Raw genomic sequence first — 17,015 nt, 5'->3', positions numbered from 1 at the left:
GGGCCGCCGGCACGGGGGAACGGCGGCCCGCCCGGTGTCGTATCCCTTTGCCCCTCACCACGACCGGGTCTCTGCCGTCAGCCCGACCAGGCCGCGACGCAGAGGGCGCGGTCCACCTCCTCGGTGTAGCGGGCCGCCGCGAGCCAGGCGCGGGCGAAACGGTCCGCGTCCGCCGGCAGGAGGCGGCCGAACACATCGCGGGAGCGCTCCGCTGCCGCCGCGTGCAGTTCCGTCAGCAGATCGCCCGCCGTGGCCAGCCCGTACCGGCGCAGCCGCCGCGCGTCGGCGGCCGTGTCGCCCGGGAAGGACAGCACGCGCCGACCGCCCGACACCGCCTGCTGGACACGACGGCGTAGCAGATGGACGGGTGCCTCCTCGGCGCTCGGCGCCGCAGGCGCCGGGGACGCGGGTGCGGTCGGCAGATCGGCGCGCTGGAGCCGGTCCAGGCCCACGTCGACCCGCGTGCCGGAGAGGGCGGGATGCTCGATCGCGAGGAGCTGGGCACGAGGATGCGGGGCCGGGGTGAGCCGGGCGACCACCCGGAGCCGGGCGCCCCGGGCGGCGGCCAGCAGACGCAGGTTGTCCCGGTGGGGAAGCGCGGGATGGTCGTGCGCGGTGGTCAGCCGCAGTACGACGCCGTCGCTTCCGGCCAGTAGGCAGTCACCGGCCGCCTCCACCGCCGTACCGAGCAGGGTGACCTCCAGGAACAGCAGGTCGTGACCGCCGTTCAGGGCGCGGGCGAGCTGCTCGGCCACGGGGGCCGTCCAGAGCCGGTCCAGTGGCTCCTCGCGCCAGCCGGCACCGGACGCCCCGACCGCCCGCACTCCGGCGCCCGCCCCGAGCCGCCCGGAGGGGGAGACGGTGGCCCCCGACACCGCGAGGCCCGCACGGGACAACTCCCGGTGCGTCAGGGCCGTGTCCCCGAGCCGGACCGCCCGGTCGGCCGCGCCCACCGCACGCCCGGCACCGCCCGGAGCGACATCGGACACCTGGTAGAGCCGGCCCTCGGCGTCGGCGGTCCAGGTCACCGCGCCCGCATAGCCGCTCGCGGTGAGCACCGGCTCGGAGAACAGGCCGTACAGCCGCAGTGAGCCGTCCGGACGGTACGGCTGGCGTGCGGTGCCGCGCAGCGCGGCCAGTTCCGCGCCGGTGGCGTGCGGCAGGCGGTGGGCCACGGACAGGACGTCAGACAGTCCGGCCGCGAGTCCTGCCAGCCGGTACGCGGGGTCGGCGGCGCGGGCCGCGCGGAGCGCGGTGACCACGGAGACGGCCGCGGCGGCGGCCCGGTGCAGCCCGGCGAGCCGGGCCGTGTGCGCGGCCCGCAGCAGCTCGGCCTGGAGCACCGCGCCCGCGCCGTCCGTACCGGCTTCGAGTACGGCAGCCGTGGCGGCGCGGAGCGCGAGAGCGGCCGCGCGCTGCTCTGGGCCGGCTGTCTCCGGTTCGACCGCTTCGGGGGCAGAGCCGGCCGCCTCGTGCGGTACGGCCGCGCGGCCCTCCGAACTCGCCTCACGGACAAGGGAGTTGGTGTCGTCGGCGATCGGGGCCGCCGAGGCGGCCGCGGCGCGGTGGAGGCAGTCCGGGGCCAGCAGGCATCCGCAGCGGATGGCGTCCTCGCTCGTCACCGAGCCGTCCGGGGCGTGCAGTTCGAGGTCGGTGTCGTCGTCGACGGCGATGCGCACGGTGTCGCCGTCGCGCACGGTCGGCCGGTCCGCCAGCTTGGCGATGCCCGCGTCGAGCCGCTTGCGCAGTCGGGGCGAGAGAGCCGCGACGAGGTGGGCGGTCACGGACGGGGCGACCGGAGGCAGATCCCGGTTCATGCGATCTTCTCCCCTACCCAGCGGGCCAGTTCGAGCGGACTGAGCGCGGCCACCGGCATGCCCGCGGACACCAACTGCCCCGCCACACCCGTGGAGTAGCGGGGACGGCCCGTGTCGTCGAGGCTCGCGCAGCCCAGGACATGGCAACCGGCACCCACCAGGGCGCGCACCTCGGCGAGCAGTCCGCCGACCGGGTAGCCCTCCTCGAAATCGCTGACGACCACGACGAGGGTGCGCGAGGGCACGGTGACCAGCTCGCGCGCGTGCCGCAGCCCGGCCGCGATGTGGGTGCCGCCGCCGACCCTGACCTCCAGGAGGAGGGAGAGCGGGTCCGCCACCTGGTCGGTCAGGTCGATCACTTCGGTGGAGAACGCCAGGAAGTGCGTGGACAGAGTGGGTACTCCGGCCAGTACCGAGGCCGTGAGCGCCGCCCAGATCGTGGACGCCTCCATGGACCCCGAGACGTCGGTGACCAGGATCAGCCGCCAGTCGGCCGACCGCCGGGCGCGACTGCGGAAGACCGGCCGCTCGGGTATGACGCGCACCGTGCCGTCCGGCATGCGGCGGGCCGTGGCCAGGTTCGCCCGCAGGGTGCGGGGCAGATCGAGGCCGCCGCCGGGGCGCCGGCTGGGGCGCGGCAGTGCGGTGCCGTGCAGTGCGGGGCGCAGCCGGGTCGCCAACTGCCGGGTCAGGGCGTCCACCAGACGCCGGACCAGCGGGCGCAGCGCCGCCAGCCGGGCCTCCGGCAGTCCGCCGGCATGCCGCAGCACCGAGCGCAGCAGGTCGACGGAGGGCCGTACGCTGTCCGGGTCCAGCTCCTGGAACACGTCCTGGCGGCCGGCAGCGGCAGCCGCCGCCAGCACCTCCTCCCGGATGCCCGGGCCGAACAGGGCCGCCAGCTCCTCGGACCACTCCCGCACCCCGGGATACGGCGCCGTACGTCCGCCGCCCGGGCCGCCGTGGCCCGAGAGATCCCCACGGCTGCCCTCACCGCGTCCGCTGCCGTACAGCTCGTCCAGCGCCGTCGCCACGGGCCGCGCGGCGGCGCCCAGTCGGTCGCTTCTACGGCCCAGCAGCAGACGCCATCGGTCGGCCGGGTCGAGCTGGTGAGGCTCGTCGGATGCGGACGTGGTGGTGGGGGTGAGGGTGGGTGCGAGGTTGGCCTCGGCGTTCCTCGTGGCGGTTGCCCCGGTGGGCTGGAGTGGTGGGAGGAGTCCGTGGGCGGCCAGGGTCTTGCGGGCCGTCAGGTCGGCGCGGGTCCACAGGGCGAGGGCCGCGGGATCGACGCCCCCGGTGTCGTCCGGACGCGCTCCGTCCAGGCGCCGCTCGACGCTGGCCAGCAGCCGGTCGCGGGCGGCCGGGCTGAGCGTGTCGAAGCCGCCGCGCAGCGCCGGAAGCCGGTCGAGGAAGTCCCGGTCGGACAGCTCCGCGACCCGGTTCAGCAGCGGTTCCAGCGCGGGCGCCGCCGACTCCAGCAGCGGACCGGCCGCACTCAGCAGACCCGTCAGCCGCCCGGTGAGCGCCGACCGGGACCCGGCATCGCAGGCACCGTCCACCCAGGAGGCCACCCGGTCGCCGAACGCCCGGGCCTCCTCCTGCCCCAGCAGGACGCGTACGGCTCCGGCGGCGCCGCGCATCAGTGGGGAGCCGTCGGTCGCCAGCCGGGCGAGCGCGTCGGTGAGCCGTATCCCGCCCAGCGCGTCGGCTCGGTGGGCGAGTTCCAGCAGCGCGTACGCGTCGGCCGGGTCCTCGGAGCCGGTCAGCCCGTCGATCTGGCGCACCGCGGCGGCAGTCAGCAGCTCGGCCACGGCCGCCACCTGCCCCGTACGCTCCCCGTCGCCGCCGAGTCCGGCGATGTGCCCGGCCCGCAGCCGGTCCAACAGGGCCAGTCCCGCGAGGAGTTCGGGCAGCGTGCCGGAGGCGGGCAACGTCTCGGCGGTGTCGGTCAGCCGCTCGTCCGCGAGCCCGGGCAGGCCGCACTCCGCCGCCTGTTCCAGCCCGCGCAGGGTCTGCGCCGCCGTGGGACCGCCCGCGTCCCGCTCCACGCGCCTGCGTTCCCGCAGCACGCCCTCGGCGGCCTGCGCCGACGTGACCCCGCGCACTCCGGCCGCGGTCAGCATGGCCGCGGTGGCCGGAGTCCAGCGCACCTCCCAGCGAGCGGTCAGCGCGTCGGCGCCACCGGTACCGACCACCGCCTTGGGCTCGCCGTACGGCACCCCGCACACGACCAGGCGCCGCAGCAGGAGTTCACGGCGGCGGTCCAGTTCCGAGCGGAGCGGGTCCAGCCGCAGATCCCGCGCCGCACCCCGGCCCGAGTCCGCCGGGCCGGGCAGCCCCAGCTCGGCGAGTTCCGCCTCGACGGCCGGGGCCAGTCCGCTGCGCGGTGCCTCCGGGGCCGGGCGACCGGTGCGCGTCCCGACGAGCACCGTCTCCATCGCGCGGGCCACGGCCCGGCCCCGCCCGTACGGCTCCCCCTGCGCAAGCACCGTCTGCACGGCCTCGACCAGCTCGCCCCGGCCCGCCGCGGGCAGCCCCCGCAGCCGGGCCAGATCACCAGCCAGCCGTGCGATCTCCCGAGCGTCGGCGGGCCCCGACGGATGGCCCGAGGCCCGCAACTCGGCACACACCCGCACGGCGGCCCGCGTCAAGGCGTCCTCCAGCGCGACCGGATCACCGGCCGCTTCCAGCACCATGTGCTGCCATTCCGGGTCACGGATGCCGGCCGGGTAGCCGGAGCGCTCGTCGAGCAGGGCGTAGTTGTAGGGGATGAGGGAGGTCGTCCAGGCCGAGGCGGCGGCCTGAGCCTTCCCGGAAGGAGCCGCCTGCGCTCTGCCGCCGCTGTCATCGGTGCCGCCGTCGGCCGGGGCCAGGAACGCCGGGGCGTGGAAGGCGCCGACGAGCAGGGCGGCACGCTCGCCGTCGGCCGTGGCCGCGGCGAGGCAGGACCGCATCCACCGCTCCCGCCGCAGATCCAGCCCCGGCACCCCACCCGAGGCCACCGCCTCCGCCCGTAGCGCCCAGCCCGTCAGCAGCGCGGCCCGTCGCAGCGCCTCGGGTGAGGAGCCGGGAGCGGCTGCCTCGACCAACCGGTCCCACAGATCGTCACCGGGGCGGCCGGTGAGGCGCGCCCGCAGCACGGAGCTGAGCCCGGCCGCGCCAGAACCACCGATGTGCCCGCCGGCCTCCGGTGCCGGCGATCCAGCCGACCCTGCCTCCGCCTCCACACCCGCACGGTTCCCCAGCGGCAGGTCGCAGGCGATCACCGGCACCCCGTTCCGCGCGGCCCAGCGCACGGCCGCCAGCTCGGGTGAGAAGTCGGCGAAGGGATAGAACGCCGGGCCCTCGGCTCCGGCCCCTCCCTCGGGCGCTGCGGCGAGGGCGACCGGTGCCTCGGTCTCCCCGTGCGCGAGCCAGGGCAGCCAGTCCTGCATCTCGGCGGGGAGTTCGACCAGCAGCACGTCCGGCCCGGCCGCGTCCAGCAGTGCGGGCACGGCCGCGGCGAGGGACGGCGCGTGGTGCCGTACCCCGATGAGGTACGGCACCGCCGGGCCGGTCAGGGCCGCTACGGCAGCCTCGGGATCGGTGAAAAGGGCAGAGTCCGCGCCGGGATCGGCGAGAACAGCGGAACCCGCGCCGGTAGAGGGGGGAGCGGCGGTGCCCGCACGAGCCACCGCATCCGCGTCGAGCCGAGAGACAGGGGACACGATCCTCAGCCCTCCAGGACCGTGCGCAGGTCCCACAGCGTGCGCCAGGTGGCCGAGCCCTGTTCGGCGCGGCGTCGGACCGGGCCGTCCCAGTAGCCGCGCAGCCGCACGGCGTCCGCCGGGTCGTCCTTGCGTACGACGCCGAGGAGATGGCCGGGCAGCAGCCCGAGGACGTCCCTGTCCCCCGGGAAGTACGCCGCGGCCAGGCCCAGGGCGCCCGCCACGGACACCGCCTCCGCCGTGCTCATCACCGTGGACGGCCGCTCCACCTCCCAGCCCTCCGCCGAGCGGCCCTCCCGCAGATCACGGAAGACGGTGACCAGGGCCTCCAGGACCGCGTCGTCCACCTGGAAGGGCGCGCCCGCCCGTTCCACCGCCGCCCGGGCCTGGCCGCGTACCAGTGCCGTCTCCGCGTCGAGATCCGAAATGGGGCCCACCGTCTCGAAGTTGAAGCGCCGCTTGAGTGCGGCCGACATCTCCGAGACGCCCTTGTCCCGCAGGTTGGCGGTGGCGATGAGGTTGAAGCCGGGTGCCGCGTGCGCCAGCGCTTCGTCCCCGCCCGCCAGCTCGGGTATGGCGATGCGCCGCTCCGACAGCAACGACACCAGCGAGTCCTGCACTTCGGGCAGACAGCGGGTGACCTCCTCGGCCCGGGCGATCGCACCGCGGGTCATCGCGGTCAGTACCGGCGAGGGTACGAGCGCCTGCCGGCTGGGCCCCTGTGCGAGCAACAGGGCGTAGTTCCAGCCGTACTTGAGCTGGTCCTCGGTCGTACCGGCCGTGCCCTGCACGACCAGCCCGCTCGTGCCGCACACGGCGGCCGACAGCAGCTCGGACAGCATGGACTTGGCGGTGCCGGGCTCGCCCACGAGCAGCAGACCGCGCTCACCGGCGAGCGTGACGACGCACCGCTCGACCAGCGCGCGGTCGCCGACGAACTTGCCGGCGATCTCCAGCCGGCGCGGTACGCCCTCCGGCACCTCGGCGTCGTCCGGCAGCCGCAGCGCCCGGCCGTCGCTGCCCATGACGAACGTGACGACGGCTCTGGGGGTGAGCCGCCAGGCGGGCGGTCGCGGACCGGAGTCGTGGGCGGCGAGGAAGGCCAGTTCGACGGCGTACCGGTCCTCGGGCGGGACGATCTGACGGGTCGCGTCGGGCGCGAGGGCGGTGGTCATCGGCGGGATTCCTTCGGCGTGGTACGGACGGACGGCACGGTGGGGGTGCGGCCGGAGGCCGGAAGAGGAGCGGAGAAACGGACGTACGCCGACGCGGCAGTGGATGTCATCGGCGTCGCCCCCGTCGGTCGGCGCGGGTGGTCAGCTGCTCGTACGCGGGGGCGTCGCCCGCGCGGACGCGGTCCCAGGCACGCGTGAACAGCTCCGGCACCGGCACCAGCGGTATCGCACGCCGGTGGTCCGGAATCGGGTACAGCCCCTCTTTCCAGGTCTCCACCGGCAGTGCGGGCGACTTCAGGTCGCGCCAGCCGCACGGCAGGAAGAGTGTCCGTCCGGCGCGTGGCCGCTTGGCCTCCACCACCAGGTCCGTCGCGGCCAGCTCGGCGCGCGCCTTCTTCAGACGCGCGGGCTTCCAGCCGGTCCAGCGGGCGCAGTTGCGGTCCGTCGGATCCGGCAGGGCCAGCAGCTGGAGGTAGAGCGCGGCCGCGTCCTCGCCCAGCCCGTGCGCGGCGGCCACCTCGGTCACGAGCGCCGGCACGCTGACGGCCGCGTCCTGGGCGTACCCCGTGACGCCCTCGCCGTCGGCCACGACCGCACGGCCCAGCTCCTCCCCGAGCAGGGTGCGCAGCATGCGCAGGCCGTGGCCGCGCTGGGCACCCACCAGGCCTTCCAGCAGCCCGAACACCGCGTCGTCCGGCCCGGTGAGGCCGGCCGGCCGGACCAGGACCGTCTCGGTGTCGCGGTACGAGGGGCGCAGTACGAGTGCCTCGCCGACCCGGGTGCTGCCGTACGCGTCGGCGCCGCCGGTCGCGGGCAGCCCGTACAGCTTCCGCAGCTCCACCGCCGTGGTGCCGCCCTTCTCCGTGAACTCCACGTCCAGGCCGAGGATCAGCTCCGGGTCGGACATCCGGCGGCGCACCGCGGCGAGACCCTCCGGCAGAAGGGCACGCAACGGGTGGCCGTACGGCAGGACGTAGGCCAGTGCGGAGAGTGCGCCGACGGCGCCCGCCAGGGCGTAGCCGCTCGGTATCGCCTGCGGGTCCTCCGGGACGAGGTTGCCGTCCTTGTCCGGGCGCAGGACCGTGGTGCGGCTCAGCCACGGTGTGCGGGACGGGTTGAGCACGTCCTGGGCGCCTGCGGCCCCCATACCGGCGAGTTCGGCGCAGAGGTCCTCCGGCAGGCGGACCAGGGAGCCGAACCGCTCGGCCCACTCCCGTCCCGCCGCCTGCGTGTCCGGTCCCGTCGTCCACAGCGCGGCCGGGTCCTCCGGCAGCAGCGCGCCCATGAGCGCCGCCACCGGCGCCATGGTCAGCCCCTGGAGCAGCGCGGCGCCGAACTCCCGCTGCCGGGGCTTCAGTCCGAGGAGACCGAGGGCCTCGGCGCCGGGCTCCTGGGGCAGCCCGGCGAGCAGCACGGTGGACTGCAGCGGGCCCAGCGCGCCACCGGTCGCCGCCATCAGCGCCTCGGGTGCCGAGAGCTGCCAGGGCGCCGCGCCCTTGTCCCGGACGAGGCGGGTGACGGTGGTCAGGTCCTCGGCGGAGATCGTAGGGGCGTACCGGGTCCCCCGCTCCAGCGTGAAGTGCGCGACCGCGCCGAACGCACCGGACGGATCGTGGTCCAGCGCCAGCCACTTGACCCGCTCGCGCTGGACGTCGGCCGCCTGGGAGCCGAGGATCACCACCGTGCGCCCGGCCCGGCGCAGCACCTGCCCGGTGCGCTGCTGCTGTTCCTTCTGCGGCTCGCTCAGCACGACCTCGCGCAGCGTGTCCCCGGCCGAGACGAGCGGTCCCTCGGCCAGGGCCTCCGCCAGCAACAGCAGCGGCTCCCGCTGGGCGTCGGTCAGCGCGGGCGAGGCGGACCGGTACAGCAGGGCTCGCAGGGTGCCCAGGACAGGCGGCCACACCATGCCGATCGCCGGGACCGTGTGCTCCTCGCTGGTCCAGCCGTCGGTGAGGGCGCCGACGCGGGCCAGGCCGGGCAGCGGCATGCCGTCGGCGGGCTTCCCGGACAGCACGTGGTTCACCGCGCGGATCTGGCGGAGCACGCTCCACTGCGTGCCGTACCACCAGCCGTGCAGACCGGCGACCCCGGCCAGGGCGTCGTACACGGCGCGGTCGTCGCCGTGCTCGGGGCTGTAGTCGGCGAACATGCCCTCGGTCCGGCTGCGCGGCTGTCGCGGCTTTTCCTTCGGGGGAGTCGCGAACGTGGTGGCGGACTCGGTGATGCGCAACGCCGACCGGACCAGACAGGCGACGCCGATACGCAGCCGCTCGTCGGTCAGGTCCGCGAGGGCGTGCTCCACGGCCTTCACGGCGACGGCGTCGGCGGTCGGCAGGGCGGCCCTGGCCGCTTCGTCCGATCCGGCCGCCTTCAGCGCTTCCTGACGGACCGCCAGTGCCTCGGCCGTGACCCGCAACAGCTCCGCGGCCTGCTCGTCGGACAGGGCGCGCAGCACCGCCGAGCCCCGCTCGTCGCGCGGACGCAGCGCGTGCCAGAAGGGCAGCGGGGGCACGAGCCGGGTGCCGGCGGCGTACTCACCGCCACGGTCGTCGTTCGGTGTCAGCCGGCCCAGCAGACCGGTGGGCGAGGTGTCGTCGCCCGCGTACAGCCCGATCGTGCCACCCAACTGCGCACGGTGGCTGCCCAGTTGGGCGACGGCCGGCTCGGCGCCGCCGGGCAGTCGCAGCGCGCCGAGGGGAACGGCCATCCCCTCGCCGTCGCCCACCGCGAACGACACGGTCCGCCCGTCCGGTGTTCCGGCCGTTCGGCGCTCCTCGGCACCCTCGCCCTCCTTGCGCACCCAGCGCCCCAGCACCGTGCCGTCGGTGCCGAACGGGCTGTGCTCCAGGCCCGGTTGCATCGGCAGGACCTCGCACACGGCGGGCAGCAGCTCGGTGTCCTCGCGGACGGCCGAGCCCAGCAGCGCGGGCAGGGACGCGCGGCCGTGCGTCCCGGTGACCGGGTCGTACTCCAGCCACACCGTCTGCCGGCCCTGCCGCCCCTGGCGCCACAGGGTGGTGCCGTCGCCGATGACCGCACGGCACGTCGGCAGGTCCGTGTCACCGGCGTGCAGGGTCCGGCCGCCCGTGGCGCGTCCGCCGCCGGCCAGCGGGATCGACGGGACGACCGTCTCCTGACCGGACCACCAGGAGGGCAGCTGCTCGCCGCCCAGCTCGAACACCTCGGCGGGCCGGGCCGACCAGTAGCCGAACTGCTTGCTGCCGTGCCGCCACATCACGAGCAGTTCGCCGTCCACGTACCGAAAGCGGGGGCGCTGCCAGCGGTCCAGGTCATGGGGCAGCCGCAGGTCGTGGTCGAGCAGGATCCGGTCCGGGCCGACGACGACCGCCTTCCGCCCACGGCACAGGACCAGCGCGGGCCAGGCCTCGTGGACGGCCAGCGAGTTGTCCGCGTCCTTGCGGTTCTGGCCGTCGAGCAGGGTCAGCGCCTCGTCGAGGGCGGGCCAGCCCAGCTCGTCGAAGATGCCGGACCGAATCGTACGGCCGAGCAGCGGTGCCACCTCGCGGGCGGTCACCCGGGCCACCGCGTCCGGCGCGACCTCGGCGGCGATCACCCGGAAGGGACGCAACCGGTCCAGCGCGGTGCGGGCGCCGGGCAGGCCCGCCGCGCGCACATAGTCGCCGGCCGCCTCGTCCAGCCACTCCCGCAGCACCCCGGAGAGCACCGGATGAGCGGCAACCGACTTCAGCAGCTCGCTGCCGCGCTGATGGCCGCCGACCTTGTCCACGGCCTGGTGCAGCAGACGCCGCAGCCGCGGGTCGGCCGCGACGGCCGCCAGGTCACGGCCGCCCGCGCGGGTGTCCAGCAGCCACTCGGGCAGCGGCAGATACACACGGACGTCGGCGTCCGGCAGCGACAGCGGGACGTGCTCGGCCGCGCACAGGTCCAGCAGGTCGAGGTCGGCTCCGGCGTGCCAGCGGCCGGTGCACAGGTCCACCGGACGGCCGGCGGAACGCAGCAGCGGAGCCATGCGCTCGACCAGCGCGAGCGTGGCCGGGCAGCGGCGGGAGTACGAGCCGCCGTGCTTGCGGAAGGAGGCCCAGCGGGTCAGCCAGTCCGCCGGATCGGCGCCGTACTCGGCCGCCGCCCGCTCGTCCGTCAGCAGACGGTCGGCCCCGGTCTCGGCGAGCAGGGCCAGCCAGAACTCCTCGTCCTCGCTCTCCCGGCCGAGCCCGACGGGCATGATCTCCAGCAGCCGGAGCCGGATCTGCGGCCGCTGCTCGGCGAGGACCGCGAGGACGGCGCGGTAGGCGGTCCAGAAGGAGCGCGGCGCGCGGACCGCGGCGGGGGAGGCGATCAGGTCGGCGACCAGCGCGCACTCCTCGGTGACCCGGTCCAGGCCGGCCGCCTTGATCTGGCCGCGCGCGTCCTGCGGCAGCGAGGCGTACGGCGGCATACCGGCCGCACAGCGCTCCACGATCAGCTGCCGGAACTGCGCCCAGGCCGCGGCCGGTTCGAGCCGCCCGGCCAGGTCCCGCACATGCTCCCTGAGCGCCTTCACGGTCAGCGCCCCGGCGAAGGCGAACTCCAGGAAGACCGCGCGCTGGCGTTCCTCGTCCACCGTGAGCGCGTGCACCCGCTCGGCCTCGCGGGCCTTGCCGAAGAACGCGGCGGCGTATGTGGTGTTCTCGTGCTCCAGGAAGACCCGCGCGGCCTGTTCGTGGAACGTCGGCAGGAAGTGCGGGACGGCCCGGCCCAGCCGCTCGCCGAGCGCCTCGAAGCCCTCCTTGGCGGTACCCGGGCGGGACTTGGCCTGCCGGGCCAGCCGCTCGACGTCCTTCACCAGGGCGAGCGCGTGATGCCCGTTGGCCGGGTCGTTGACCAGCGCCCAGGCCGGGAAGCCGAGCGTCTCGCGGCGCACCTGGCCGACCTCCGGCGCCTCGGGCGCACGGGCGAGACCCAGGAACTCCAGCGCCAGGTCCTCCGCCTCGCCCAGCGTGCCCGGAACCAGCCGGACCACCTGCCGGCCGTCGAGGGCGGGGTGCGTGTACGTGCGGACGGTGAGGCTGTCGGCGTCCTCGCGCGCGGTGCTGCCCACCGGCAGGACGGCGCCGGAGTCCAGCAGTGCGGCCACCGTGGTCTCGTCGTACGTCATGCCGCCCGCTCCTCGTCCTCGATGTCCCGCCCCGCGTACAGCGCGGCCGCCATGCGCATGCCCTCCGACCAGGCCACCGGCCCGACCTGACCCAGCCTCAGGACCCGCCCGGCCGGGTCGGACCAGGCCAGCGGGCCCGTCTCGGTCTCCGACCAGCCGTCGTAGTCCCCGATCCACACGCGGGCCTCGACACTGCGGCCGTCCTCCAGGACCGGGCACACGGCATAGCCGCCGCGCACCCGGTAGCCGAGCTGGGTGGCCCGGCCGTGCAGGAAGCGCAGCTCCTTGAACGAGCCGCCGGCGTACTCCTCGACCTGGGTCGCCTCGGTGTCGAGCGCGGCCGGGCGGCTCCAGACCTCGCGGAAGAGCTGCTGCGCGCCCTGCTCGACGCCCAGCTCGACGGCGAACTCCCGCAACTCCTCCAGGTCTTCGAGGAGCACCGGGTGCGGGATCCGGACGAGGTCCGGGGCGATGCGGACGGTGTCGCCGTCGAGGTCGACCAGGCCCAGGCCGCGCTCGGGGTCGGCGTCCCGCAGGAAGCCGGCGACCTGCCCGTCGGCGCCGGTGACGACGAGGTCGCGCAGCGCGGCCTGCCACGCGGGGTCGGGCCACACGCGCGTGACGACGGAGAGCGGCACCGGCAGCGAACGCACCATCCACCGCTCGGCATCAGCCAGACACTGCCGCTCGTGCCGCTCCAGCCACTCGACGAGCTGCCTGAGGCCCACCACCGCCGGATCGTCGGCGATCTTCGGCGGCACCGACTTCAGCTGCCGCCCGGACCCGTTGCGGCACACCACCTTCCCGCCGTCGAGGGCGACCTCGTAGTCACCGGCCGACACCCACCCCATACGTGCCTCCCGCACCCCAATGATCAAGTGACGGGAACTCTAGGGCAGCCCACTGACAACGCCCCCCGGAGGCCGGAGGGCGTTGTGGACGAACGGAGGAGAGTGCCGGAGCGGGGATCGGACGGGGTGGATCAGTCGCGCTCGGCGGCGCGCTGCTCCTTCTCCTTCTTCACCTGCTTGACCCGCGCGGCCTCCTTGCGGACCTCGACCTGGGTCGCGCGCTCCTTCTCCAGCCACTCCGGCTGCTCCTGCTTGAGCGCCTCGATCTGCTCGGTGGTCAGCGGTTCGGTGACTCCGCCGCGTGCGAGGCCCGCGATGGACACGCCGAGCTTCGCGGCGACCACCGGACGCGGGTGCGGGCCGTTGCGCCGCAGCTCGCTCAGCCACTCCGGCGGGTTCGCCTGCAGCTCGTTCAGCTCGGCGCGCGTGACGACGCCCTCCTGGAACGAGGCGGGGGTGGCGGGGAGGTACACACCCAGCTTCTTCGCCGCGGTCGCGGGCTTCATCGACTGGGTGCTCTGCTGCGAACTCATGAGGCCAAGGGTATCGGCCGTGTGCCGGACCGCCGACCACGGCCGGTAACCTGGCCTGGTGACAGGCTCGGAGGAATCACCGTCGTTCCGGCTCGCGTACGTACCCGGAGTGACCCCCGCCAAATGGGTGAGGATCTGGAACGAGCGCCTGCCGGACGTCCCGCTCACCCTCGTCCAGGTCCCGGCCGCTCAGGTGCCCGAAGCGCTGCGGGCGGGCGAGGCCGACGCGGCGTTCGTACGGCTCCCCGTGGACCGTACGTACTTCAGCGCCATCCCCCTCTACACCGAGACCACGGTGGTCGTGGTCCCCAAGGACCACCTGATCACGGCCGCGGAGGAGGTGACCCTCGCCGACCTCTCGGAGGAGGTGCTCTTCCACCCCCTGGACGACGTCTTCGAGTGGGACAGCCCGCCCGGCGAGCCCGCCTTCGAGCGCCCCGCGACGACACCGGACGCGATCGAGCTGGTGGCGGCGAACGTCGGCCTCCTGGTCGTCCCGCAGTCCCTGGCCCGCCTCTACCACCGCAAGGACCTCGCCTACCGCCCGGTCACCGACGCCCCCCAGTCCAGCGTCGCCCTGTCCTGGCCGGAGGCGGCCACCACCGACCTGGTGGAGGACTTCATCGGCATCGTCCGCGGCCGCACCGTCAACAGCACCCGGGGCCGCGCCAAGGCTCCGGCCGAGCAGGATCAGGGACGTCCTGAACCGAAGGGCACCAAGCAGAAGCCGGCAGCGAAGTCCACGGGTCGCAATCCCCGCGCCCGGGCAGCGGGGGCCAAGCAGGCTCCCAAGCAGGCCCCGAAGCGGGGCAAGCCACGCCGGAGGTCGTGAGCACCGGGCCACCGGCCCCGGCCCCGGCCGCACCGGCTCCGGCTCCGACGCTTCTACGCCTCCTGCCGTGCTGCCTCCCGTTTCCGCTCCGATTGTGGATGGGACCGGCGTTCGCGCAGGTCGGCGAAGGCCAGGCAGAGGGCCAGCAGGATGATGGCGATGGAGGTGAGGAGGCCGTACTGCAACGCGGTGGCGGGGCTCGCGTGATTGGCCAGGTGGGCGAAGTACACCGAGCCCACCGCGGCGACACCGGCCGCCGAACCGATGCGCTGCGCGGTCTGCAGCACCCCGCCCGCCGCTCCGCCCCGCCGCACGGGCACGAGGGACAGCGTGAGGGTGGTGTTCGGGGAGATGGTCAGGCCGGAGCCGACGCCCGCGACGAGCAGCGGAAGCGCGGCCGCCCAGGCCACACTCCGCCCCGGTACCCAGTGCACGGCCGCGACGACGCCGAGCATCCCCACCGCCACCGTGCACAGCCCGGCGATGACCAGCTTGCGTCCGAAACGCACCACCAGACGGCCGCCGGCCGCGGCACCCATCGCCGACCCCGCGGCGAAGGGCATGGACGACAGGCCGGCGGCGAGCGCGCCGTAGCCCAGGCCGTTCTGCAGGAACAGCGTGTAGACGAAGAACAGCGTCGTGAAGCCGCCGAAGTACACCAGGCTCAGCAGCGCGCCGAGCGAGAAGGAGCGCAGCGCGAAGAGCCGCAGGTCGACCAGTGGAGCCCGGTCGCGCCGCCCCTGGTGCCGCTCCCACGCCCAGAACGCGGCCAGCAGTCCGGCGCCGGCCGGGAGCAGGGCCCACTTCAGCCGCCCGTGCCACTGCTGTTCCTGCACCAGGGGCAGCAGCAGGGCGAGCACACCGGAGCCGAGGAGCAGGACGCCCGGCACGTCGAAGCACTCGCGCCTGCCCGGTGAGCCGGGGGAGCGGGGCAGCAGCCGCAGGCCCGCGCAGAAGACGGCCACCCCGATGGGCAGGTTGACGTAGAACACCCAGCGCCAGCCGTCGGGGCCGCCGGCCGCCTCGATCAGCAGACCGCCGGCCAGTGGGCCGACCGCCGTGGAGATGCCGATGGTGCTGCCCATCATGCCGAACGCGCGAGCCCGCTCCGCTCCCTGGAACATCTGCTGGATCAGCGCCGAGGTCTGCGGCGCGATCAGGCCCGCCGAGGCCCCCTGGACCAGTCGGAACAGCACCAGCCAGGTCGCCCCGGTGGACAGCCCGCAGGCCGCCGAGGCGAGCGTGAACAGGGCGAGTCCGGTCAGGAAGGCCTGGCGCCGTCCGCGCAGGTCACCGAGCCGTCCCGCCGGGACCAGGGTCAGGCCGAGGGCGAGGGCGTATCCGGACATCACCCATGACAGGTCGGCCGTGGTGGCGCTCAGTCCGCGCTCCATCGAGGGCAGGGCCACGTTCACGATCGACGTGTCGAGCAAGGTCATGAAGGCCGCGGTCAGACAGACGGCGAGCGCTTTCCACCGTCGGTCGAGCTGGGCCGGCCCGGCCCGGTCTGTGGTCATGTGATCACGCTAGGCAGCCACCGTGCCCCGCGCACGGCGGGGACGCCCCCTGGCCGAACAGGACGCCCGCACGTCACGTACGACCTCTTCGGCGCTGTCGCCGGCACCTCCGCGCCGCCCGCCCGTTCCAGCGGCCCACTGGGCGACCCGCACGTCCACGAGGTCCCCGCCGTGCGCGCGAAGCGGCCCCTTGCTCCGGAAGAGTGCCCGGCCCGCACCGCGTCGAGACCGGTCGAGAGGACCGCCCGCGGCCGGAACGGTATGCTCTCCCGGCCGCCGCGCGCGACGGCACCGCCGGTCGTGGGTGCGGCCGGAGGAGCGTCAACGGGACTGGTGACGGCGGGTGTTGCTCAGGCGGATGCCCTGCGCAGCCACATGTACTCCGACTGTGCCGTGAAGCCGGTCCGGCCGCCGCGTAGCAGCAGGCTTGCGGTGGCGAACTCGGGTGCGCCGGCCTGTGCGGTCACGTACGGGATCGCGATGCACCCCATGTCGGCCGCGTGGGCGGCGGCCGCGCCCGGTGCCGCGTCCTCCAGGACGAACAGTGTCCGGGGTCGGCGCCGAGTCGCCGGGGCGCTTCCATGAAGACGTCCGGGGCGGGCTTGCCGTGCGGGACCTCCTCGGCCGCGACCACCGTGCGCAGGAACGCGTCCAGGCCGGTGCCCGCCAGGATCGCTTCGACGGCCTCCGGCGAGGAGCCCGAGGCGACCGCCATCGGCACGCCCTCGGCGGCCAGCAGCTCGACGAACCTGCGCATCTCCGGGTACGCGCGCGTGGCCGTGCGGGCCAGTGCCCCATAGCGACGGTTCGTCGCGGCCGGCAGTTCGTCCACCGAGGCGCGCAGGCCGTAGTGTTCCCGCCGGCGGGTCACCGTCTCCAGGGTGCTGACACCGACGTGGCCCTCATGGTCCGCCCAGGTGAGGTCTGTCCAGCATGCCGAGGCCGGGAAGTCAGGCGCGGACCGCCCGGCCCACCGACTCCACCAGGGGCAGCAGCCGGTGCGGGACGCGCTCGCGCAGCGCCACCTCGGTGCGGGTGCGCACCACGCCCGGCAGGCTGATCAGCTTCTGGATGACATCCTCCAGATGGGCGTTGTCCCGGCCCACCACGCGGGCGAGCAGGTCGCCGCCGCCCGTGATCGAGAACGCCTCCACGATCTCCGGTACGGCGGCCAGCGCGTCCCCCACGTCGTCCAGATGACCTTGGGTGACCTCGATGTGCACGAACGCCAACACCGGATGGCCGAGGGCGGCGGGGGAGAGGGAGGGGCCGGTGCCGGTGATCACACCGTCCCGCTCCATGCGCTCCAGCCGGGCCTGGAGCGTGCCACGGGCCACGCCGAGAATGCGGGCGTACTCGCGCACGCTGGTGCGCGGCTGCTCCAGGAGCAGTCGCAGGATGCGGGTGTCGAGTTCGTCCACGGCCATGATGCACGACTGTACCAATGGCTCAGCGAGCGCGCGCCCGGGT

General features: G+C 74.9%; 9 protein-coding genes and 1 pseudogene. 1 reads left to right on the top strand and 9 read right to left on the bottom strand.

The features are described 5' to 3' along the window. Positions 1–77: 77 nt before the first annotated feature. The 6 genes from AB0L75_RS10720 to AB0L75_RS10695 all read right to left on the bottom strand — a co-directional run bounded on the left by AB0L75_RS10720 (position 78) and on the right by AB0L75_RS10695 (position 13,196). Positions 78–1,817: a hypothetical protein gene (locus tag AB0L75_RS10720; protein ID WP_365178382.1), complete on the bottom strand. Its 1,740-nt coding sequence runs from the start codon at positions 1,815–1,817 to the stop codon at positions 78–80. Next, a complete protein-coding gene (locus AB0L75_RS10715; protein WP_365178903.1) occupies positions 1,814–5,359 on the bottom strand; it encodes a DUF5682 family protein in 3,546 nt (1,181 codons plus the stop codon). Before AB0L75_RS10715 ends, AB0L75_RS10720 begins: the two co-directional genes overlap by 4 nt. Before the next feature lie 167 nt (positions 5,360–5,526). Continuing rightward, on the bottom strand, positions 5,527–6,696 hold the full coding sequence (locus AB0L75_RS10710; protein ID WP_365178379.1) for an AAA family ATPase: 1,170 nt from the start codon (positions 6,694–6,696) through the stop codon (positions 5,527–5,529). Positions 6,697–6,802: 106 nt separating this feature from the next. Continuing rightward, the gene (locus AB0L75_RS10705) at positions 6,803–11,812 is read right to left on the bottom strand and encodes a hypothetical protein (protein ID WP_365178376.1); all 5,010 of its coding nucleotides are present in this window, start codon (positions 11,810–11,812) and stop codon (positions 6,803–6,805) included. Then, entirely contained in the window at positions 11,809–12,663 is an 855-nt protein-coding gene (locus AB0L75_RS10700; RefSeq protein WP_365178373.1) for a DUF4132 domain-containing protein, read from the bottom strand. The genes AB0L75_RS10705 and AB0L75_RS10700 overlap by 4 nt, the downstream gene beginning before the upstream one ends. Positions 12,664–12,794: 131 nt before the next feature. Then, positions 12,795–13,196, bottom strand: a complete 402-nt coding sequence (locus AB0L75_RS10695; protein WP_365178371.1) for a DUF5997 family protein — start codon at positions 13,194–13,196, stop codon at positions 12,795–12,797. 58 nt (positions 13,197–13,254) lie between these two features. On the opposite strand from AB0L75_RS10695, the gene AB0L75_RS10690 reads away from it, so the two are divergent. Beyond that, complete coding sequence (locus AB0L75_RS10690; RefSeq protein ID WP_365178368.1) at positions 13,255–14,028, top strand: LysR family transcriptional regulator substrate-binding protein; 774 nt, start codon at positions 13,255–13,257, stop codon at positions 14,026–14,028. A gap of 53 nt (positions 14,029–14,081) precedes the next feature. Here the strand turns inward: AB0L75_RS10690 and AB0L75_RS10685 are convergent, their stop codons facing one another. The 3 genes and pseudogenes from AB0L75_RS10685 to AB0L75_RS10675 all read right to left on the bottom strand — a co-directional run bounded on the left by AB0L75_RS10685 (position 14,082) and on the right by AB0L75_RS10675 (position 16,972). Then, the gene (locus AB0L75_RS10685) at positions 14,082–15,545 is read right to left on the bottom strand and encodes an MFS transporter (protein ID WP_365178366.1); all 1,464 of its coding nucleotides are present in this window, start codon (positions 15,543–15,545) and stop codon (positions 14,082–14,084) included. 350 nt (positions 15,546–15,895) lie between these two features. Beyond that, positions 15,896–16,464: pseudogene (locus tag AB0L75_RS10680) on the bottom strand (HAD family hydrolase); the annotation flags it as partial. Between the two features lie 31 nt (positions 16,465–16,495). Further along, complete coding sequence (locus AB0L75_RS10675; protein ID WP_365178363.1) at positions 16,496–16,972, bottom strand: Lrp/AsnC family transcriptional regulator; 477 nt, start codon at positions 16,970–16,972, stop codon at positions 16,496–16,498. Positions 16,973–17,015: the final 43 nt, after the last annotated feature.

Source organism: Streptomyces sp. NPDC052101 (assembly GCF_040680235.1).
Lineage (GTDB): Bacteria > Actinomycetota > Actinomycetes > Streptomycetales > Streptomycetaceae > Streptomyces.
Note: the sequence above shows the minus strand (reverse complement) of the source record. Positions and strands in the feature narration are given on the sequence as shown.